Annotated in this window: 18 protein-coding genes; 3 read left to right on the forward strand and 15 right to left on the reverse strand. The window is 39.4% G+C overall.

Annotation, left to right across the window (positions count from 1 at the left end; translation table 11 throughout):
- Positions 1 to 7: 7 nt before the first annotated feature.
- From QWY93_RS00545 to QWY93_RS00575, 8 genes are all read right to left on the reverse strand, one after another.
- Complete coding sequence (locus tag QWY93_RS00545; protein WP_290246245.1) at positions 8 to 1,105, reverse strand: DegT/DnrJ/EryC1/StrS family aminotransferase; 1,098 nt, start codon at positions 1,103 to 1,105, stop codon at positions 8 to 10.
- Positions 1,080 to 2,390, reverse strand: a complete 1,311-nt coding sequence (locus QWY93_RS00550) for a glycosyltransferase family 4 protein (RefSeq protein WP_290246246.1) — start codon at positions 2,388 to 2,390, stop codon at positions 1,080 to 1,082. Before QWY93_RS00550 ends, QWY93_RS00545 begins: the two co-directional genes overlap by 26 nt.
- Positions 2,391 to 2,504: 114 nt before the next feature.
- On the reverse strand, positions 2,505 to 3,686 hold the full coding sequence (locus tag QWY93_RS00555) for a glycosyltransferase family 4 protein (RefSeq protein WP_290246247.1): 1,182 nt from the start codon (positions 3,684 to 3,686) through the stop codon (positions 2,505 to 2,507).
- Between the two features lie 327 nt (positions 3,687 to 4,013).
- The gene (locus QWY93_RS00560; protein ID WP_290246248.1) at positions 4,014 to 6,965 is read right to left on the reverse strand and encodes an FAD-binding and (Fe-S)-binding domain-containing protein; all 2,952 of its coding nucleotides are present in this window, start codon (positions 6,963 to 6,965) and stop codon (positions 4,014 to 4,016) included.
- Between the two features lie 65 nt (positions 6,966 to 7,030).
- Complete coding sequence (locus QWY93_RS00565; RefSeq protein WP_290246249.1) at positions 7,031 to 7,777, reverse strand: class I SAM-dependent methyltransferase; 747 nt, start codon at positions 7,775 to 7,777, stop codon at positions 7,031 to 7,033.
- A gap of 183 nt (positions 7,778 to 7,960) precedes the next feature.
- Complete coding sequence (locus QWY93_RS19615; RefSeq protein WP_353959645.1) at positions 7,961 to 8,386, reverse strand: class I SAM-dependent methyltransferase; 426 nt, start codon at positions 8,384 to 8,386, stop codon at positions 7,961 to 7,963.
- Positions 8,367 to 8,702 carry a class I SAM-dependent methyltransferase gene (locus QWY93_RS00570; RefSeq protein WP_290246250.1) on the reverse strand — a complete coding sequence of 112 codons (336 nt, stop codon included), beginning with the start codon at positions 8,700 to 8,702 and terminating at the stop codon, positions 8,367 to 8,369. The genes QWY93_RS19615 and QWY93_RS00570 overlap by 20 nt, the downstream gene beginning before the upstream one ends.
- A gap of 29 nt (positions 8,703 to 8,731) precedes the next feature.
- Complete coding sequence (locus tag QWY93_RS00575) at positions 8,732 to 9,100, reverse strand: hypothetical protein (protein ID WP_290246251.1); 369 nt, start codon at positions 9,098 to 9,100, stop codon at positions 8,732 to 8,734.
- A gap of 192 nt (positions 9,101 to 9,292) precedes the next feature.
- Between QWY93_RS00575 and QWY93_RS00580 the strand changes: the two genes are divergently transcribed.
- Complete coding sequence (locus tag QWY93_RS00580) at positions 9,293 to 9,643, forward strand: single-stranded DNA-binding protein (protein WP_290246252.1); 351 nt, start codon at positions 9,293 to 9,295, stop codon at positions 9,641 to 9,643.
- A 284-nt stretch (positions 9,644 to 9,927) separates the two neighbouring features.
- On the opposite strand, the gene QWY93_RS00585 is transcribed toward QWY93_RS00580, so the two are convergent.
- The 5 genes from QWY93_RS00585 to QWY93_RS00605 all read right to left on the reverse strand — a co-directional run bounded on the left by QWY93_RS00585 (position 9,928) and on the right by QWY93_RS00605 (position 14,806).
- Entirely contained in the window at positions 9,928 to 10,566 is a 639-nt protein-coding gene (locus tag QWY93_RS00585) for a carbonic anhydrase family protein (RefSeq protein ID WP_290246253.1), read from the reverse strand.
- Between the two features lie 33 nt (positions 10,567 to 10,599).
- Positions 10,600 to 12,243, reverse strand: coding sequence for a SulP family inorganic anion transporter (locus tag QWY93_RS00590; RefSeq protein ID WP_290246254.1), 1,644 nt, complete (start codon positions 12,241 to 12,243; stop codon positions 10,600 to 10,602).
- A 135-nt stretch (positions 12,244 to 12,378) separates the two neighbouring features.
- The gene (locus QWY93_RS00595; protein WP_290246255.1) at positions 12,379 to 12,648 is read right to left on the reverse strand and encodes a hypothetical protein; all 270 of its coding nucleotides are present in this window, start codon (positions 12,646 to 12,648) and stop codon (positions 12,379 to 12,381) included.
- 232 nt (positions 12,649 to 12,880) lie between these two features.
- Positions 12,881 to 13,777 carry an aldo/keto reductase gene (locus QWY93_RS00600; RefSeq protein ID WP_290246256.1) on the reverse strand — a complete coding sequence of 299 codons (897 nt, stop codon included), beginning with the start codon at positions 13,775 to 13,777 and terminating at the stop codon, positions 12,881 to 12,883.
- Between the two features lie 42 nt (positions 13,778 to 13,819).
- Positions 13,820 to 14,806 (reverse strand): aldo/keto reductase, encoded by a 987-nt coding sequence (locus QWY93_RS00605; protein ID WP_290246257.1) that lies wholly within the window; start codon positions 14,804 to 14,806, stop codon positions 13,820 to 13,822.
- A gap of 206 nt (positions 14,807 to 15,012) precedes the next feature.
- Here QWY93_RS00605 and QWY93_RS00610 point away from each other — a divergent pair, with 206 nt between their 5' ends.
- Both QWY93_RS00610 and QWY93_RS00615 read left to right on the forward strand, forming a co-directional pair.
- A complete protein-coding gene (locus tag QWY93_RS00610; RefSeq protein ID WP_290246258.1) occupies positions 15,013 to 15,402 on the forward strand; it encodes a Dabb family protein in 390 nt (129 codons plus the stop codon).
- 177 nt (positions 15,403 to 15,579) lie between these two features.
- Positions 15,580 to 18,207 carry a response regulator gene (locus QWY93_RS00615; protein WP_290246259.1) on the forward strand — a complete coding sequence of 876 codons (2,628 nt, stop codon included), beginning with the start codon at positions 15,580 to 15,582 and terminating at the stop codon, positions 18,205 to 18,207.
- A gap of 305 nt (positions 18,208 to 18,512) precedes the next feature.
- On the opposite strand, the gene hslV is transcribed toward QWY93_RS00615, so the two are convergent.
- Positions 18,513 to 19,055, reverse strand: a complete 543-nt coding sequence (gene hslV, locus QWY93_RS00620; protein WP_290246260.1) for an ATP-dependent protease subunit HslV — start codon at positions 19,053 to 19,055, stop codon at positions 18,513 to 18,515.
- Positions 19,056 to 19,181: 126 nt separating this feature from the next.
- Complete coding sequence (locus tag QWY93_RS00625; protein WP_290246261.1) at positions 19,182 to 20,834, reverse strand: pyruvate dehydrogenase complex dihydrolipoamide acetyltransferase; 1,653 nt, start codon at positions 20,832 to 20,834, stop codon at positions 19,182 to 19,184.
- Between the last annotated feature and the right edge of the window lie 53 nt (positions 20,835 to 20,887).

Below are 20,887 nucleotides of genomic sequence, written 5' to 3' on the forward strand. Positions count from 1 at the left end.
AAATTATCTACGCACCAAAAAACCTACTAACCTCTACACATACCCTCCTGACCTCTTCCTCTTTTAAATAAGGGTGCAAAGGTAGGGAAAGGGTGTTTTGAGCTATTTTATGGGCCATGGGGAATTCCCTTTCACCGCCAAATGCAGGTATAGCAGGCACTTCCAATGGATAATGAATGGCTGTACCTATCCCTTCCTTGTCTAAAAAAGTCCTCAGTTCATCCCTTTCACCAGTTTGGATGGCCAAAAGGTGAGCATTATGATCCTCGGTCAATATGCCACTATCCACTTGAATTCCTTTAAGGTGCTGAAGGTGCTCCAAATACAATTTCGCCAAAGCTTTTCTTCTATTTTGCCAGGCTTCAAAATAATCCAATTTCACATTTAAAAATGCCGCTTGCAATGTATCGATACGGCTATTTCTCCCTATTAACTCATGGTTATCTCTTTGAAATTGACCATGATTGATCATTAAACGTAGTAAATAAGCCAAACGATCATTTTGGGTAGTCAATAAACCCGCCTCACCTAAAGCACCTAAATTTTTGGTAGGATAAAAGCTAAAGCACCCTATATCTCCCCAGCAGCCAGCACTTTTTCCATTTTGAAAAGCCCCAAAAGCCTGAGCTGCGTCTTCAATTACTTCAATGCCTTGGTTTTTGGCCAATTTCATTAACCTTTCCATATCAACCATTTTCCCATATAGGTGAACAGAGATGATGGCTTTTGTATGTGGTGAAATCAAATGGGCTACTTGATTTATATCCAATAATCCATAATGGTCCACCTCACAAAAAACTACTTTCGCACCCACCATTTTTACCACCTCAGCTGTGGACACCCAGGTCAATGCAGGGACAATCACCTCATCCCCTGCCCCAATTCCTAGCACCCTTAAAGCCAATTCCAAAGCATCCGTCCCATTGGCACAGCCAATGGCATTAGGAACATTCAAATAATTGCTCATCCGATTTTCCAGCTGAGCAACCTCTTCCCCTCCGGAAAAAACTCCTTTTTTTAATCCCTGATCAAATTTGGCTTTAAGCTCCTCGGCCAGATCCTCATGCATTCTGGTAAGCTCAAGAAATGGTATCGGTTTTTTCATCCAGTAATTGGGCTAGTTTTTGGGTCAAAAATTTTCTTTCAAATCGGGAAATATCCCTTTTCTCACTCTCTTCATTCTGATGATCTATCTGTTCTTCCAAAAATTGGGTTATTGAATCTACTGCTTTATGGGCAAATACTTTTCCCGCTCCTGCTTCCGCAATTATTTTGGATGAATCGCCTTCAGGATCCCCTAAAGCAACAATGGTCCTGCCTGTGGCAATATATTCAAATAATTTCCCCGGAATATTCCCCTTTGCATTTTTGGTATCTGTCAGAATCAATAAAAGCATGTCCGCTTTTTCATAAAAGGAAAACACCTCCTTGTGCGACACATATCCAGGAAACTCAACCCGCTTGGACAGCCAGTGATCTTTGGCTACGTAATCCAGTACCTTTTGACTTACCCTGCCAACAAAAGTCAACTTAACCGGCTTTTCTTTAACCTTACAGGCATTTTTTAAGGCTTGCAAAAATGGTACGGGATTCCGGATACTATCAATAATCCCTGTATAAACAATCTCAAAAAATTCCTGTTCAGATTTTTTCTTTTTGAAACTTTCCGGAAGATCAGCACTGTCAAATCCATTGGTAATCAAGGCAATGTCCCGATCGGCGATTTTTTTAAGTTCCTCACGAAAGGTTGGGGAAATGGTTACCACCCCATCCGCTTCCCTGAAAACTCCTTTTTCCAATTTTTCATGCCTTTTCCGGATAGAAGCCATCATGGGTAAGGTATCCAAAAACTCCCAAGTGGACCAAGGATCCCTAAAATCGGCTATCCAGGCAATATCAGTTTTTCGTTTCAAGTCCCTTCCTATCAAATGCATGCTATGGGGAGGCCCAGTAGTAATGACTGCCTTGATTTCATTTTTATGGAGGATCTCCAACAAATAATTAACGGATGGCTTTACCCAAAACACTCGTGGGTCAGGCACTAATGCATTGGCCCTTAACCACATGGCTGTTTGATCCAGCCAGCTTTTGTGTTGCTTTTCAATGATTTTGGCAGGATCCTCTTTTTTAACAGTTTTCCCCTTTTTTAGAAACCGAAATACTCCATAAGGTTCCCAGATCGGAAAATGTAGTACTTCCAGATCTTTTGGCACTTCTTTCAGCAACCCTTCATCCTTCAACTCAAAATCAGGATTTTCAGGAGTAAATATGACCGGTTCCCATCCAAAATCGGGAAGGTATTTGGCAAATTTCAACCATCGTTGAACGCCGGACCCTGCGCTGGGTGGCCAGTAATATGTAATGATTAATACCTTTTTGGGTTTTTCCATCCGGTAAAGATAAAATTTTAACCTGGAGAATTTACTTAAAAAACAATGATAGAAATACCAACTCCCCAATAAAAATGGATTTTTGGCCCGGACTATTTACTGGCCCCGGCAAACTTACTTTTCCTCCTCTTTTTCAGCGTTTACTTTACCATTCAAAAGGAGGTTGTATTTATCCAAAATCAATGCATGCATTTTTTTCCGGTCATACTTCTGACAAACTTCCCGAAACAATCTCTCAGCAAGACCTTGCATGATATCCCTTTTCACATAGGCAAATTCCAAAGCATCCTTAAGGATGGCTTTGTCTTTTACAGGAAATACCAAACCTGTCTTTTTATTAGTTACAATATCCGTATTGCCCATGATATCAGAACAAATGATGGGAACCTGCATAGCTGCGGCTTCAAGCAACACATTGGGGAAGCCTTCCCTATGAGAGGCATGCACCAAAACATCAGAAATAGCAAGGTAATGTTCTACATGATCCGACCAACTGACCTGAACAATTCTAGGGTGATCTTCAATTTTCCTAATGATATTTTCCTCCAAGGGGTTTAAATCTTGTTCAAAATCCCCCAATAGCACCAATTTGGAACGATTGACAATCTTTGAATTCAAAAATGCAGATACCAACTCTTCTATCCCTTTGTCCTTAACCATTCTTCCAATAGCCAAAATGATAAAATCTTCCTCTCCAGGCATTACACGCATGGTAGCAGCCACCAGGTGATTTTCCTTCAAGTTTTCACGATTAAACCGATCCAAATCAACCCCATTGCTGGATCCATCACCCAATACTTCCACTTTCTCAGGGGGAAGAAGATTTTCCCGGATCATAAAATCTTTGAGGGAATTGGCGTTGGGCCAAACATGGGATGCAAACCGGAACGTCCATTTTTCCATGGTTTCAAGTAGTTTCCGTTTATTATCCTTGGTCACGATATAAGGCATGCCTGCAACGGTATGAATCCGCATTTTTACACCCGCAAAATTTGCTGCCATCATTCCCAAAAGGCCAGCTTTGGGAGTATGGGTATGGACTATATCAGGTTTTTCTTTTTTAAATAGCTTCATCAATTGCCATACACATAACAAATCATGGAAAGGGGTGATTTTCCGGGTAAAAGGGATCACTTTATGTTCAACCCCTTCCCTTCGCGTCACTTCATTAATCTCTTTCCCATCTGCACTGACCATCAGAACTTCCCAACCAGCAGCTTTCATATGCTTCATCTGGCCAGAAAGCAATAATTTCAAGGATATAGGAACGGTAGTAATGCGGATAAGTTTTGGCATGGGCAATGGCTGTTTAGAAAGCAAATATAATCCTTATTCAGTAAGGCTAATACTGTTAAGTTGAATTATGAATACACTTATTTGCCTATTATATCAAATATGCTACCAAAAGGGTTTTTCGCCCCAAAAAGGACCCTTTTAAATTGAAAAGATTAACTGGGGACAAATTTGATTTGGGAATTAATAATTAGTCTTCTTGCAGCTATTATAATTTGACCCCAGGTGGTTAAAGTTCTAGGGAATCCGTTCCAAGACCGAATTTCACCCAGTGGATAGTTTAAATATTTAAATAAAAAGGTTGGCAAAAGAGGTTGCCAACCTTTTTATTTAAGACAGCCCAGCTGCGTCAAATAAAATTTCTACAGGATGAAGGGCTTTCTTGCCCGTTCCATCATCAATTTGATGCCGGCAACTAGTTCCAGGAGCTGCAATCAAAGTCGTATCTTCCGCTTTTCTTACTGCCGGGAAAAGTACCATTTCCCCAATTTTCATGCTTACCTCATAATGTTCTTCCTCATACCCAAAGGAGCCCGCCATACCACAACAACCCGAAGGAATGGTTTCCACGGAATAGTTTTTGGGGAAGGACAATATTTTTTGGGAAAACTGGACAGAAGAAAGGGATTTTTGATGACAATGTCCATGCAACATGACTTTCCTCTCAGCCTCCGTAAACTGCTCAGCATTTATTTTCCCTCTTTGGATTTCCTTGGCCAAAAATTCATCTACCATCATGGAATACCGCTTCAATTTATTGGCTGCCCCCACTAGGTCTTTTTTCACCAACCTTGGATATTCATCCCTAAAGGTTAAAATCCCAGAGGGTTCCAGCCCAATCAAGGGCTTGTCCACATTTACAAGGTCTTTAAAGAGTTTGACGTTTTTATTGGCCAATACTTTAGCACGATCCAATAAACCTTTTGAAATAGGACCACGGCCACTTTCCGGATGATCAATCATTAAAACATCATAACCCAAGTGCCGCAACAACCTGATGGCTTTAATGCCAATTTCGGCGTCATTGTAATTGGTAAACTCATCACAAAAGAAATTCACTGCTCCTAAACTTTTTTCCGGGGCAGGTAATTTCGAGTAATTTTTTTTGTACCATTTTCTGAGGCTCACCTTGGCTATCGGAGGCAGGTTCCTTTTTTCTGCCACTCCCAAGACCTTTTTCATTAAAGAACTGGTAGATTTGTTCTCCATTAAGAAATTGGTCAGCCCGGGTGTCATGCTTCCTAATTCATTTAAGGAATTGATATAAGCAAATGCTTTGGAACGCAAGGGAACTCCATTGCTTTTATGGTATTGATATTGGAATTCCGCTTTCAAGCTGGCCATATCCACATTGGAAGGACATTCGGAAGTACAGCCTTTGCAGGACAAACACAGATCCATCACTTCCTTAATTTCAGGATGGTCAAATGGATTGGATTTTGGACTGTTGGTCAAAAACTCCCTAAGGGTATTGGCGCGGCCACGAGTGGTATCTTTTTCATCCCTGGTGGCCATATAACTGGGGCACATGGTTCCTCCTGATACAGGCAACTTCCTGCAATCCCCCGACCCATTACATTTTTCTGCTGCACGGAGAATCCCACCAACATGGCTAAAATCCATGGCAGTTTCATATTCGGGAGTCACCATATCCGGCTTATACCTAAGGGAGGAGGTCATGGGTGCCGTATCCACAATTTTACCTGGATTGAATATATTATCCGGATCCCAGGCATTTTTGATCCTTCTAAATAATTGATAATTATCTTCTCCTACCATGATGGGAATAAAGGCTGCTCTCACCCTACCATCTCCATGCTCGCCACTTAAGGATCCGCCAAATTTCTTTACCAATTTGGCAACAGCCTCTGTAATTTTATAAAAATCCTCTACATCCTTGGATTTTTTTAGATCCAAAATGGGTCTGAGGTGGATTTCCCCTGCACCTGCATGGGCATAATGAACCGGTTTTTGGCCAAATTCTTTCATGATCTCTCCGAATTCATCTATAAAATCAGCCAGATCATCCAAATCCACTGCAGTATCTTCAATACAGGCTACCGCTTTTTCATCTCCCGGAATATTTGCCAATAACCCCAAACCCGCACTTCTAAGGGCCCATACATTGCTGGTACGTTCACCGGTAATGATGGGATAGGCATAGCCCAAGCCTTCTTCCTTCATGGCATCCACCATCCTTTGGGCTTTTTGTAATGCTTCCTCCTCTGTTTGGCCTCGGAATTCAATCATCAAAATCCCCTCAGGATCCCCCTCCACAAAGTACCTGTTTTTACTCTGCTCAATATTTTCTTTGGTACAGTCCAAAATGATCTTGTCCATCAGCTCACACGCGGTGGGATGGTGTTTCATGGCAAACTGGGTGGCCTTCATACTTTCATGGATGCTCCTGAAGTGAGCTGCCACCACTACATCACAGGGATCCGGCAAGGGATCCACATGAATTTTTATTTCAGTGGTAAAAGCCAAAGTACCTTCTGAACCACATAAAAGCTTACAAAAGTTAAATTCATCTGTTTGATCAGAAAAAATTTCTGTATCCAAAAGGTAATCCACTGCATAACCTGTATTTCTTCGCTGGATGGTAGGCTTTGGAAACTGTTTTTTTATGTTTTCCTGATTTACAGGTTCATTAAGTTCCTTATAAATTTGTTGGTAAAGCTGCCCTTCCAGGTTTGATTGCCCCTTCTTCTTTTCAAATTCCTCTTTGGAGACCTTTCCAAAAGTCGCCTCTGAGCCATCACTCAATATAGTATTCAGCTCAAGGGTATGATCCCGTGTGGAACCATAAATGATAGAAGTGGTCCCACAGGAATTGTTACCGACCATCCCTCCTATCATGGCCCGATTAGCAGTGGAAGTTACCGGGCTAAAAAAGTACCCTTGGGGTTTAAGAAAAGCATTAAGTTCATCCCTGATCACACCAGGCTGCACACGCACCCATCCTTCTTCTTTATTAAATTCAAGTATTTTGGTAAAATACTTTGATACATCTACCACAATACCATCCCCCACACATTGACCTGCCAGGGAAGTACCTGCTGTCCTTGGGATAAGGGAAGTATGGTGTTCCCTGGCAAACCCAATTAGTTTTTTTATATCCCCTTTGGACTTCGGTAAGGCTACCGCCAAAGGTAATTCCCGATACACTGAGGCATCCGTGGCATAAAGGGTTCTTATCAATTGATCGTAATGTAAATCACCTTCCAGGTTTTTGGACATTTCCTCCAAAAAAGGTAATAATTTTGCAGCTTCGTTTGACATGCCGTAAAATTAAAACAGTTGCCGCAACTAATAAATAATTATATAAATTATTCTCTATAAAAATATCAATGCAATAGTTTTTCATTTCTGCCAAGCCTGAGCAACATGGGAAATTTCACCCTTAGAATCTGATCCTTTTTCACTTCTTTTTTAACCTCATTCCGAAGGGTATCCACTGGATTTTTTTGATTGGCAGTGATGTAATGCTTTACCGCAGACCAAGTATTAAGGTAACCATACAATTGTTCCAATGTCCATTGGAGGTTGATTTCAAAACAGGGAGCGGGTTGTTCTTTAAAGGGAAAAGGAATCGTAGCATATTTTTCATCCAAATATTTTCTTTCCGGATCCCAATAAGGACCAACAACATTCACGTAAAAATCTTGGATTAAATCCTGAATCCCCTCAACCTGGATTAAATCATACCCCATAATGGCAATAATCCCTCCAGGCTTTAGGGTCCTGTGGGCTTCCCGGTAAAATGCCTCCATATCAAACCAATGGATAGCTTGGCCTACTGTAATTAAATCAAAAGATTGGTCTGGAAAAGGCACTTTTTCAGCAGGACATTGGGAATAGCATATATTATCTCTTTTTGAGGCCTGGGAAAGTTGATTTCCGCTGATATCTGTGGCTTCTACCTTTTCAAAATAGGAAGAAAGGGCGACAGCAACCTGACCATTGCCTGTCCCACAGTCCCAGGCATGGTTTCTTTCCGGGATTAATTGTTTCAAATATAAATAAAAAGCTTCTGGATAATGCGGTCGGTATTTTGAATATTGAGCGGAATGTCCAGAAAAATTATCTTTCATATCTTAAATTTCAATCTCACTGTTCTTTGCATTGAGTCTTTACCCAATATTAGTTTTAGCATCTTAAAAACCTATAAAAAGAATGGCCTTTTGCCAATTTTTAGCCTCTTAATTTCAAACCCTTATGGATCTAATGGGGGAATTAATCCCTTTCTAAATTTAGGGATTTTGCTTTTTTCGGCTCTAAAGCCAATCTTTAGGGCTTTTTTTTCCGAAAACACCCGTGGCACAACCAAAGAAATAATTCTTATAATTCGATTCTAAACCCTTCTTAATCAAACATTCATGAAAATATTGACTATTCTTAAAGCTTGCACAATATTTTCCAAGCATCCTATAATCTCGAGCATTCCCTAAAAAAATTCTTCCAATTAGCGGAATAATTAGTTTTAAATAGAACTTATAAAACCACTTAAGAAAAAGCAACTTTGGCTCTGGAATCTCAATGAAGGCAAAAGAGCCACCAGGCTTTAAAACCCTGTCAATTTCACTTGCTAGAACTTCCTGTTGCTCCCTATTAAAAGTTTTTATTCCAAATGTGGACAACACAAAATCTGCGGACCCAGCTGGGAGGTCATTTTGTAAAACATTAATTTGATTTAAGGAGATATTTTTTTTGTTTTAATCTTTTCAAATGCTCGGATGCTTTACGGTTCATTTCATCCGAGATATCAATGGCAACAACCCTGCCCCTCGGTCCGATCCGCTTCTGAATTTCAGCCCAGGACTCTCCCATTCCCGACATCAGGTCGTAACCATGGGACACCTCATCAATTGCTGGCAAATCTTTAAGACATTGCCTTTTCCAACGAGATGTAAAACCGAATGAAGTGATCAGGTTAGCAAAACCATAGGTTTTTGACATCCTTTCAAATATCCCACTGACAAAATCTGGATCATATAAATCCACTTTTGATTTCTTCATCCAGTTAATTTAAATGGTAAAAAAACCACTCAATTCTCCTTACTCCTCACCAACAAATACCAATCATTGTCCAAGGCCAAATAACCATAATCATAACAATAAACATAAATATTCCCCTTCTTATTGGTATAATGATGAGTGCAGTATTTGAATTGAAAACCTTCCTGCAATAATTTTTCCCGGGTGGTTTTGGTAGTTTCTTCACTCTCCACCATCAAACCTGCCAATACATTCCGGTTCTTTTTTAATGAATTATTAATATTTCTGATCAGGTTGTTCTGGACGGCCTTCAATTGGTTGTTGTAATTATTTCGGCAGTAATCGTCACAAAATTTTTTATCTGCCCTGCCATAAATAGTTTTTCCACAGAAACAGCAAGCTCTATCATTAACAGTCATAAAAATCCAGTTTTAGTTAAAAATTACAGGAATATACATAACAAAACCATTAATAACAAACACTTACAAATGACTATAAATGGGTATAAACGAAAATAATCCGATTATCAAATACCTATTTCACCAAATTTGTTTCATAAGGATTACTTACACTAGTAACCAAAATTATTTTTAACCTAAAATTGTTACATTATGAACACTTTAAGAAACAAAGTTCAATTAATCGGAAGGCTTGGAGCAAAAGCAGATTTCAAGGAATTGGAAAATGGAAATGCCCTGGCCAGAATCAGCCTGGCCACCAATGAGGTTTATAAAAACGGCAAAGGTGAACGCGTAGAAGATACTACCTGGCATCAATTAGTTGCTTGGGGCAAGGTAGCGGAGATCGTCCATAAATTCACAGACAAAGGTTCTGAAATTGCAATTGAAGGCAAACTGATCAACCGAACTTATACGAACAAGGAAGGAGTAAAAAAATACGTCACCGAGGTCCAGGTCAACGATCTGGTTTTGCTGGGAGAAAAAAATAAGGTTTCCCAGTAACTTTAACTTTTCCGGAGCACTTTTTTGCACGGAATTCAACCAATCTTTGGCCATATTGGCTTAAAACCAAGGTAAATATGCCAATAATATCCGAAAATCTGGAAATGAAATGGTGGATTCTCAGCCATTTTCAAACTAGAATACTTTACCACTGGATAGCGTAATTAAATGAATAATCAAACTTTGAAAGCTCCAAAGCACCATGAATTTCATTTAAAACAAAAAAAGAAGGCCATAGAGCCTTCTTTTTTATTTATTATAGTAATTTAAATTACATGCTTTTATTAGTCATGAAGAATGGTTTTGGTGAATTCAACTTCACCGGTTTCCACATCATAATATCCACCAGCAATTCCGACTTCACCTGCATCAAACATTTCTTTCAAAACCGGGCTTTTTTCCAGAATATCATCCATAGTAGAGATAACATTTTGATGGGAAACAGCTTCCATAAACTTAGGATCACCGGGAACCGAATCAGGCATTTCAGCTTTTATTTCCTCAATAGAAGGGTTTACTTTATCCAATAACCCGGTCAAATTACCCATTTTCACCCCGGAACAAGCTCCTTTGATTGCGCCACATTTGCTATGGCCAAGAACAACAATCAACTTGGACCCGGCCACTTTACATGCAAATTCCATACTTCCCAGAATATCCTCATTGATAACATTTCCGGCAATACGGACACTAAAGATATCGCCCAATCCTTGATCAAAAATCAATTCCGCTGAAGTTCGGCTATCAATACAACTTAAAACAATCGCAAATGGAAACTGGCCATCCTTAGTATCATTGACTTGCTCCAGCAAGTTTCGATTTACTTTGAGGTTTTTGACAAACCTTTGGTTTCCCTGCTTAAGAAATTCTAATGCCTTAGCAGGTGTTACTGTTGCTTGGGTTTCAGCAGTATGTGCTTTCATATTCATTTATATTTTTTTAACAATTAAGATCTATTACTTGCTACCCATCAAATCCGTAATCACTTCCTTATGGGAGGTATTTCCATTTTTCCTGTAAGTTAATACATTTTCATGTTCTACTGATACATGATTACCCTCTTCCTGATCGTTTTCCATATTATAAGCTTTTTTAAACCCAATCAGTTTAACACTGATACCTCTTTCCGGTGCCTGGACTTTTTTAAATTGTTGGATCAATTCCAAAATATCATGGGCAATATAAACCGTATCGGAAGCATCAATTACCACTCTTGAATCATCTGGAAGATGGTTTAAAGTTTGTTTGATAGCAGCTTTATTAAGGAAGGATACTTCCTGGGCCAAATCCACATGGATTATATCCCCATCGTGGTAATTTTCTTTTTTGAAATAGTATACTCTTTTGATATTTCCTTTGAGGATAAAGAATACACTGATAACGATTCCCAATGCCACTCCTTTAAGGAGGTCAAGGAATACCACAGCTCCAAGGGTAGCAATAAATGGAATAAATTGGTATTTACCTTGATTCCAAAAATACTTAAACGTAGCTGGATTGGCCAATTTGTATCCGATTACCAAAAGGATGGCAGCAAGTGTAGCCAAAGGAACCATATTAAGAACAAATGGGATACTTAATACGCAAATCAAAAGTAAAAAACCATGGATGATGGCTGACATTTTTGACTTAGCACCAGAATTGACATTGGCGGTAGTTCTTACCACTACAGAAGTCATTGGAAGCCCACCGATAAATCCACTTACAAGATTCCCTATTCCCTGGGCTTTCAATTCAGTATTGGTATTGGTCACCCTTTTCATCGGGTCCATCCTGTCACCAGCTTCAATACAAAGCAAGGTTTCAATACTTGCCACAATGGCAATGGTAATAGCCACTACCCAAACCTCCGGATTGATAATACCGCTAAATTGGGGCAAGCGGATTAAATTTTGAAATTCCTCAGGGCTTGTAGGAACAGGTAAGCTTACCAAGTACTTTTCGGAAATGGCTAAAGAACTTCCTGACAAAACAAACAATTGGTTCACCAACAAGCCAAACATAACTGCAACCAAGGCCGCAGGAATTAATTTCAATTTTTTAAGGAAAGGAATTTTTTCCCAAGCAATCAAAATGCCCAGTGAAATGGCAGTTACAATGATAACTCCTGGCTGGATATCTACAAAGGAAGCGGCCAAATCAGAAAAAATTGCTAATCCGGAACCGATTTCCACATCAGAGCCCAATGCTACAGGTACTTGTTTTAGGAAAATGATTACACCGATACCTGCTAGCATTCCGGTAATCACATTATTAGGTATATAGTTTGATATGCTCCCCGCTTTGAGGAAACCTAACACCAATTGGATAGTACCGGCCAACATTACCGACACCAGGAAAACATCAAATCCACCCAGATCCTGAATGGCTACAATTACAATAGCGGTAAGACCAGCCGCTGGCCCTGAAACACTCACGTGGGAATTACTCAGATATCCTACCAAAATTCCGCCAACAATTCCTGTAATAATTCCGGAAAATAATGGCGCGCCAGATGCCATGGCAATCCCCATACACAAGGGCAAGGCCACTAAAAACACTACCAAGCCCGACGCAAAATCTGATTTAATATTTTTGAAGAGATTCATCTTCTTAGTCATAAAACTTTGTTTTTTATTAATAAAATTTCCTGGGTGAGTTTGAGTTTTTCAAAAAACACTTTCTGTCCCCAAACCAATAGGGTAATTGGGAACTGAATAGCATTATATCCCCTATTCAGGGCCTTAAACAAAACTTTATGACAATTCTGGAGGTGGGCAAAATTGATCCGGCATCACAAAAGCATAGTTTTTTTCCTTGTGCGGATCGAATTTATCTTGATGGATGGAAAGAATTGAAAAATCCACCCATTGATGTTCTTTTTTAATTAAATGTTCTTTGGAAGTTTTGGTGTTTTCTGAATTTTCTTCTTCCTCCACTACCGAATAACAGATGCTAACATCTACATTGCTTTTCACCAAAACCACTATGGCTGGTGTAAAAACAATCAGACCAAAAAACAGCACAAATAGAATGGCTAATTTTTTTCGATGATATGTAAATGCTAATGGGTTCAAAATAATAGCAAGCTGAATCTGGGTAACACCAAAAATAAGGGAAAGTTCATTAAAATCAGAAAAACAGCTTTAATTTTCTTTCGAAAAAAAGTTGTTTTTCAAAACATCACACAAACACAGGTAGTTATTTAAAAATAAAACAATAACCACCCCATAAAACAGGGGTGGTTTTCCATTTTTTTCAACGGTGATTTTGGTAATAATTTTTAGGAAATATTTCTGAAAGTTGGTCTAAATCTTTGGGTAAAGTCCCGTTTTCTTTAATAGCCTCCAGGGTTTCCATAAGTTGTACCTCCGTCCTAATACCTGAAACCACAGATGCTACAGCCTTATGCTGAAGGGGGTATTGCAAAACAAGCTGCCTTGTTCTATCCATATTTTTCCCAAAAGCATGAAGTTGCTTCACTAAATCTTTTACTTCCTCTTTGGACCAATTTAGATATTCTTTTGCTGGTTTGTCCAATAAAAGTCCCTTGGCATAAGCCCCCCTTACCAAAACGCCAATGTCATGGTTTGCCAAAAGGTCCAGGCAAGTTTCCTCAGGCCTCCTGTCAAACAGGCTATATTGCATCATGACGGAAACAATATTGGATTTTTCCACATAAGCTTTTATAACATTAGGCCTGATAGATGAAATCCCATACTCCCTGATTTTTCCTTGATCTTTGAGGATTTCAAAAGCTTCAATCGTCTCATCAATTGGATCCTCAATCGTTCCACCATGTAACTGGTATAAATCAATATAATCGGTCCTCAATCTTTTTAGGCTTTCATCTACAGCATTTAAAATATGAGATTTACTAGGGTTCCAATCCCAACCACTTCCGTCGGGCCTCATTTGGTTTCCCACCTTGGTTGCCAATATGACCTGATCACGCTTACTCTCCAAAGCTTTTCCTACAACTTTTTCATTTTCCCCTGCATCATATAAGTCTGCAGTGTCAAAATAATTGATACCTTCCTCAAAAGCCCGGTTAAGTAACGTTATATTCTCCTGTTCTCCTCCTTTAAGGGACATACAGCCAAAAGACACTTCACTGACTTTAATTTCTGATTTCCCTAATTTCCTGTATTTCATGAAATATTATTTTCGGTTTTTATTATTTATTATTAAATAATGCTACCAAAGATGATGCACATCTGCTTTGATGTATTTTTCATATACATCTTTTACTGCCTCCATTTTTTCCAAAGGTATTTCCGGAAGCTGACTGGCTTTTGCATTTTCGGAAACCTGAGCGGCCCGGGATGCCCCAGGTATCACGGTGCTTACCTCATCAAACATCAAAATCCAGCGTAGTGCCCAGAGCGCCAAAGAAGTCTCACCTTTAAATATTTCCTTAAGTGCTTCCACTGCTTCAAGCCCTTTTTCGAAATTGACACCCGAAAAGGTTTCACCTTTATCAAATGCCTGGCCTTCCCTGTTAAAATTTCTATGATCCCCAGGATCAAACTCCCTGGAGGCTGACATCTTTCCGCTCAACATTCCACTTGCAAGGGGGACTCTAACAATGACCCCTACATTATTTTCTTTTGCGATGGGAAAAAACTCCTCCATTGGTTTTTGCCGAAACATATTAAAAATAACCTGTACAGTGCATACATTAGGGTATTTTACGGCCATCATTGCTTCTTCCACCTTTTCAACGCTTACTCCCAAATTCCTGACCTTCCCCTCCTCCTTCAAACGGTCAAAAAGTTCAAAAATCTCATCCCTTTGGTATACAGAGGTTGGCGGGCAATGCAGTTGGATGAGATCCAATGTCTCCAGCCCCATATTTTTAAGGCTGTCTTCCACATATTTTCTTAGTACCTGGGGAGTGTAACCTTCATTTACATGTGGATCAATCTGCCTACCGCATTTGGTGGCGACAAAAATTTTTTCGGAACGCTCTTTTAGGATTTCTCCTACGGCAGCCTCACTTTTTCCCATATCATAAACATCTGCCGTGTCTATAAAATTGATTCCCTGGTCGATGGCATTATTCAAAATTTCCCGGGCTTTGTTTTGATCGAAAGATCCTCCCCATCCACCACCTACCTGCCAAGTACCCAGCGAAATCTCTGAAACTTTCATTCCTGTTTTTCCTAAAACTCTATAATTCATATTTTTTATTTTAAGATTGATATAATCTGAATGATATTTTTAGCCTCATTTTAAAATTTTCTTTTTTTGAATAAAAAGTACTAATTTAATATTAATTATTGCTTCCAATAATTTAATTCATCCTAATGGACTATTTTCGCTTTTATTAGTATAGTTTTCTACAACCCTTAACGGAAGCCCCAATATTACTTAACTCTATTTAAAGTATGAAAACAAGAAGAAAATTTTTAGGCAGCCTTCCTTTGCTAGGAGTGGGACTTGCTCTTTCCAACCCAATAAAAGCAAAACCAGAAAAATCAATAATGATCCACCAGGTCTTTTTTTGGCTTAAAAACCCTGAAAAGGACCTTAAATCTGTAAAAAAAGGATGCCAAAAACTGGCAAAAATAAAATTTGTTAAAAAAGCTTTTATAGGAGTACCCGCACCCACCGCTAATCGCCCAGTAGTTGACCATTCATTTCATATTTCCCTGACCATTCATTTTGAATCGTTGGATGACCATGATTTTTATCAGAAAAATGATGATCATTTAAAATTTGTGGAACGACACGAACACAAGTGGGAAAAAGTCAGTGTATTTGATATTCACGTTTAAAGACATCAAAAGCTATATTTGGGTTAGTGGGCTTAGGTATCCTAAAAAAATTGTATTTTAAACTTTAGGTTGATTTTCGAGGGACCTTATATGAAAACTGTCTTCTTTATATTTTTAATATTTTTGATCTCCCTATTTCCAAAGGTCAAAGCTGTACAAAACCAAGTCAGCTCTCCTTTGGCTACATTGAACCAAGAAGGTAAAATTGATAGCCTGAATAAATGGTCAGAGGAACATATGGAAAGGGATCTTAACCAAGCCCTTAAAAATTGTCTGGTTGCCCTGGAACTATCCAAAAAAATTAATTACACCTTTGGGAAAACGGAAAGCATGATCAATCTTGGTTGGATATATTACCGAATGGACAATTTCGTCCAGGCCATGGATTATGCTTTCAAAGGTCACCAAAATATTCTTAAATCAAACAACAAAAAGCTCATTGTCCGATCCTACATTAACATTGGAGCCATATATAATGAAGCCGGAGGCCAGTGGGAGCAATCTCTGAAATACTTTAAAAATGCCTACCAGGAAAGCCTTTCCCTTGACAATCCTAGATTAGAAGGAAGGGCATTAAATAATGTAGCCTATACCTATGTCCAGTTAAAGGATTACGACAGTGCCCTTGATTTAGTGATTCCTTTTTTGTCAAGGACCCAAACCCCATCCATGGAGGCTTTCGCAAGAAGAACTTTGGGAGATATCCAATTGGCCAAAAAGGATACTGCTCAGGCATTGGAGAATTACACAAATGCCTATGAAATATTAAAAAAAGAGCTCTCCCACTCTACCCAAGTTTCCTGTATCACCCGGTTAGCGGCAATTTTTCTCAATCAGGGGGAATTGTATAAAGCAAAATTACTTTTAGACAAGGGGCTAGCGATCAGTGAAAAAAACAATTTTCAGGAACATAAAGCTCAAATCAATGACCTAATTTCCCACTACTATCAAAAATTAGGTAATTGGGAAGCTGCATTCAGGTATAAAAACAAATATGCAGAACTGGCAGATAGCCTGGGCCAGCAAGTCAATTCCCAAAATATGGGAAGATTGGAGGCAAAATTTGACTTTGATCAAAAACTGGAAGCCATCAATACCGAAATGGCACTCAGCGAAAAATTGATCAATGAAAAACTGGAACAACAAATTCTTAGGAGGAATATTTTTCTGGCTGGTTTTATTTTAATGCTATTTTTCACTACCATCATTTTTATTAGCCGAAAGAGGATTAGAAAATCAAAAAAAATAGCCGAATCAGCCAATAAGGCAAAATCCGAATTTATTTCCAGCATGAGTCACGAAATCAGGACCCCCTTAAACGGAGTTATTGGATTTTCCGACCTATTATCAGGCACCAAATTAGACAGTACCCAAAGACAATATACTTCCCTGATCAATCAATCAGCAAAATCCCTTATGGAAATCGTCAATGATATCCTTGACTTTTCCAAAATAGAGGCAGGTAAACTGGAAATAGAATTGGCCCAAACGGACATATATAACCTGGGCTTAGAAACCGTAAACCTGATTGCCTACCAAGCACACAAGAAGAATATAGAATTGATCTTGAACATTGAGGAGGATATTCCAAAGTATGTTATGGCTGATCAGGTAAGAATCAAGCAAATCCTTATCAATCTTTTAAGCAATGCCGTAAAATTCACGAAAGAAGGGGAAATAGAATTGAAAATTGAAAAGTTGAATTCTTCAGAACCTGAAACTTCCAAAATCAGGTTTTTAGTACGGGATACCGGGCGGGGAATTAGCAAACAAAACCAGGAAAAGATCTTTGAACCCTTTACCCAGGAAGACAGTTCTACAACCCGAAAATTTGGTGGAACTGGCCTGGGCCTTGCCATTTCCAGAAGTCTCCTGGAAATGATGGAAAGCAAACTTCAACTGGACAGCAAAATGGGAAAAGGAAGTACCTTTTGGTGCGACATAAGCGTTAAAAATATCATTTATCATAAAGAGGAAAATATAAAACTCCTTCCCCAACAGCTTAAAACTTTAGTGGTGGAAGATGTCAAAGCCCAGGCCAAGGTGATTTTGAAAATTTTAAAACAACAAAATATCCAGGCTCATCACGCTTTTGGAGAAAAAGACACCTTGGAACTGCTGAGATCCGGTGAAAAATACGATTTTCTCCTTGTGGATTATCAATTGGAAAACACAGATGGAATTAAACTGATCCGAAAACTAAAAAACCAACTGGGCTTAATTCCTTCCTCCCAGAAAGTTATTTTGATGCACAATTCCTTTACCGAGGACATGAATATTTCTGGAGAAATTCCTGGTTTTTTAATCAAACCCATCAAAAAACACAACCTCATCCAAACCATCAACAATTTTTATAAAGAAGAGGATAAATCCCCATCCCCATCTTATGATCAAAATATCATTGAAGATGACTTTGCCGGATTATCCCCCAACATTTTAATCGCTGAAGACAACCCTGTCAATATGCTTTTGACTAAAAGGGTTCTTATTTCATTGATACCTAATGCCCGTTTTTTAGAAGCAAAAAATGGTTTGGAGGCAGTAAAATTATACCAAGATAATGAGGTTGACCTGGTATTTATGGACATTCAAATGCCCCAACTTAACGGTTACGAGGCTACTGAATCCATCAGGAAATTGGAAACAATCAAGCGGGTCCCTATCATTGCTTTGACTGCAGGAATTCTTAACAATGAAAGGCAGAAATGCCTGGATGCTGGTCTTGACGATTACACCCCTAAACCCATGAACAAAATCACCATAAAAAAATTGATTTTCAAATGGCTTATCCCGAAAGCCATTTAGTAAATAGTCCTAAACGAGATGTCTTTAGGGTACCATATCCGAAATAAATCCAAACCAATAAGCAAGTAATGAAAAAAAACGCCCTAGCTTTGGTCAATCGGCTTTTGGAACCCTTCAATTTGACCATCTGTCAGTTACACCTGTAGTTTTCCAGATGGAAGAACCAACCCTGTCCAATTAATATCAAGGGGCAAATGATTAAAGGTAAGTGGTATTGCTATACCACATACCCATCCCCCCTTTAAACTCATCCCCCAATTATTAGAAAACAAAGAAACACAGCCCAGGGACTGTGTTTCTCCAATTTAGGGATTTACTTTTTCAATGATCAAGTTGCGGTTGGTATAAATGCAAATATCCGCTGCAATATTCAAGCTTTCCCTTACCATCTCCTCTGCAGAAAGGTTTTGTGCAAATTTTTTCATTGCCCTAGCGGCTGATTGGGCATACATGCTTCCTGAACCAATAGTGGCAATATATTCATCAGGCTCAATGACATCCCCTGTCCCGGAAATAATAAGAATATCCTCCTCATTGGCAACAATCATCATGGCCTCCAGTTTACTCAACATCCTGTCGGTTCTCCATTCCTTTGCCAACTCCACAGCTGCCCTTTTCATATTATTCCCATAAGCACCCAGCTTTTCCTCAAATTTTTCCAAAAGGGTAAATGCGTCTGCAGTGGATCCTGCAAAACCGGTAACAATCTTACCATCCTGCAATTTTCTGATCTTATTGACACTGCTTTTGGCCACTGTATTTCCAAGTGTAGCCTGACCATCTGCTCCTACTACTACTTCTCCTTTATGCTTTATGGCGACGACGGTCGTTGATCTTAATTTTTCCATGTCAAATATTTTTTTCCAAAAATCTATAACTATTCAAAAGCAAAAAGCCCTGCCAGTAAAATACTGAACAGGACTTTTTTATTAAGTACTCAGGGTTCCATAATATTGAATGGTTCCCATAAATGTTTAAACCAAAATTCTAACTGGATCTTCCAACAATCCTTTGAAAGTTTTTAGGAAGGCAGATCCTATAGCCCCGTCTACCACTCTGTGGTCACAGGAAAGGGTTACCTTCATTACATTACCGACTTTCATTTCACCATTTTTGACCACAACAGTTTCCTTGATTCCGCCAACGGCCATGATGCAGCTATCAGGTGGGTTTACTATGGCTGTAAATTCTTCGATGCCAAACATTCCCAGATTTGAAATGGTAAAGGTGTTTCCTTCCCAGTCTTTTGGTTGCAATTCTTTGTTTTTGGCTTTTCCACCCAAAGATTTGGCTTCTTCAGAAATCTGGGAAAGGGATTTGCTGTCTGCAAATCGAATTACAGGAACAAGCAATCCTTCTTCAACAGCTACTGCCATTCCAATATGGATATGGTCATTATATCTGATTTTGTCTCCTAACCAGGAAGAATTCACTTTTGGATGTTGGCGAAGGGCAGCGGCAGCTGCTTTGATTACCATATCGTTGAAGGACAACTTCACCGGAGAGATTTCATTCATGCTCTTACGGGCTGCAATTGCATTGTCCATGTTGATCTCCATGGTAAGGTAGAAATGAGGAGCCGTAAATTTGCTTTCCGCCAAACGCTTGGCAATGGTTTTCCTCATTTGGGAAACCTTCTCCTCGGAATAGGACTCTTGTCCAACAGCAGCACCGGCAGCAGCCTGTGGAGCCTGTGCAGCAGGTTCAAAGCTTTCTACATCACGCTTAATGATTCTTCCACCTTCTCCGGATCCTTTTACCTGTGCTAGGTCAATTCCTTTATCTTGGGCCAGTTTTTTGGCCAATGGAGAGGCTTTTATTCTTCCACCTTCGGTGGTGGTAGCAGAAGTGGCCTGAGGAGCTTCAGCTTTTTTACCTTCAGCTTTAGGTTCTTCCTTAGGTTCTTCTTTTTTAGTTTCTTTTTTTGCTGGTTTTTCCTCCTTGGAAGCAGTTTTTTGCTCGTGGGCTTTCAGGAGTTTTTCATAATCCGCTCCTTCTTCACCAACAACAGCAATTACCCCGTCAATTGGAACAGAATCACCTTCTTTAACACCAATATAAAGAAGAATGCCATCCTCATAGGATTCCAGCTCCATAGTTGCTTTATCAGTTTCTACTTCGGCCAGAATATCTCCGGATTTCACCTCATCACCCTCTTTCTTCAACCAAGAGGCAATGGTACCTTCCTGCATGGTATCACTCATTTTAGGCATGGTGATCAGGTTGGCATTGATTCCTGAGGTGTCAATTTCTTCTTCTTCTTCTTCGGAATCACTGGAAGATTTTTCTTCCTCTTCCTCGGAGCTTTCTCCGTTATCGCTGGATTTGGATGCTGAGGAACCCTCTCCTCCATCCTCTACCTCTTTGAGCAGGTCATCAATATTTTCACCTTTTTCACCGATGATGGCGATGACCCCATTAACTGGAACCGCGTCTTTCTCCTCAACACCTATATGCAATAATACTCCCTCATCATAAGACTCCAGCTCCATGGTAGCTTTGTCGGTTTCTACTTCCGCGAGAATGTCTCCGGCTTTAACTTCGTCTCCTACTTTTTTTAACCATGCGGCGATCACCCCTTCTTCCATGGTGTCGCTCATTTTGGGCATTCTTATTACTTCGGCCATAAGTTATTTATATCCTATTCAATTTTTCAGCAATCCAAAAATAGTTCTTAAAA

This window comes from Echinicola jeungdonensis (genome assembly GCF_030409905.1).
GTDB classification, from domain to species: Bacteria; Bacteroidota; Bacteroidia; order Cytophagales; family Cyclobacteriaceae; genus Echinicola; species Echinicola jeungdonensis.

Coding starts and splice junctions, on each gene's coding strand:
- QWY93_RS00565 (WP_290246249.1), bottom strand. CDS start 7,777: ATGAAAGATAATTTTTCTGGACATTCCGCTCAATATTCAAAATACCGA.
- QWY93_RS00600 (WP_290246256.1), bottom strand. CDS start 13,777: ATGAAATACAGGAAATTAGGGAAATCAGAAATTAAAGTCAGTGAAGTG.
- QWY93_RS00560 (WP_290246248.1), bottom strand. CDS start 6,965: ATGTCAAACGAAGCTGCAAAATTATTACCTTTTTTGGAGGAAATGTCC.
- QWY93_RS00610 (WP_290246258.1), top strand. CDS start 15,013: ATGAAAACAAGAAGAAAATTTTTAGGCAGCCTTCCTTTGCTAGGAGTG.
- QWY93_RS00575 (WP_290246251.1), bottom strand. CDS start 9,100: ATGACTGTTAATGATAGAGCTTGCTGTTTCTGTGGAAAAACTATTTAT.
- QWY93_RS00625 (WP_290246261.1), bottom strand. CDS start 20,834: ATGGCCGAAGTAATAAGAATGCCCAAAATGAGCGACACCATGGAAGAA.
- QWY93_RS00550 (WP_290246246.1), bottom strand. CDS start 2,390: ATGGAAAAACCCAAAAAGGTATTAATCATTACATATTACTGGCCACCC.
- hslV (WP_290246260.1), bottom strand. CDS start 19,055: ATGGAAAAATTAAGATCAACGACCGTCGTCGCCATAAAGCATAAAGGA.
- QWY93_RS00585 (WP_290246253.1), bottom strand. CDS start 10,566: ATGAAAGCACATACTGCTGAAACCCAAGCAACAGTAACACCTGCTAAG.
- QWY93_RS00580 (WP_290246252.1), top strand. CDS start 9,293: ATGAACACTTTAAGAAACAAAGTTCAATTAATCGGAAGGCTTGGAGCA.
- QWY93_RS00590 (WP_290246254.1), bottom strand. CDS start 12,243: ATGACTAAGAAGATGAATCTCTTCAAAAATATTAAATCAGATTTTGCG.
- QWY93_RS00570 (WP_290246250.1), bottom strand. CDS start 8,702: ATGAAGAAATCAAAAGTGGATTTATATGATCCAGATTTTGTCAGTGGG.
- QWY93_RS00545 (WP_290246245.1), bottom strand. CDS start 1,105: ATGAAAAAACCGATACCATTTCTTGAGCTTACCAGAATGCATGAGGAT.
- QWY93_RS00555 (WP_290246247.1), bottom strand. CDS start 3,686: ATGCCAAAACTTATCCGCATTACTACCGTTCCTATATCCTTGAAATTA.
- QWY93_RS00605 (WP_290246257.1), bottom strand. CDS start 14,806: ATGAATTATAGAGTTTTAGGAAAAACAGGAATGAAAGTTTCAGAGATT.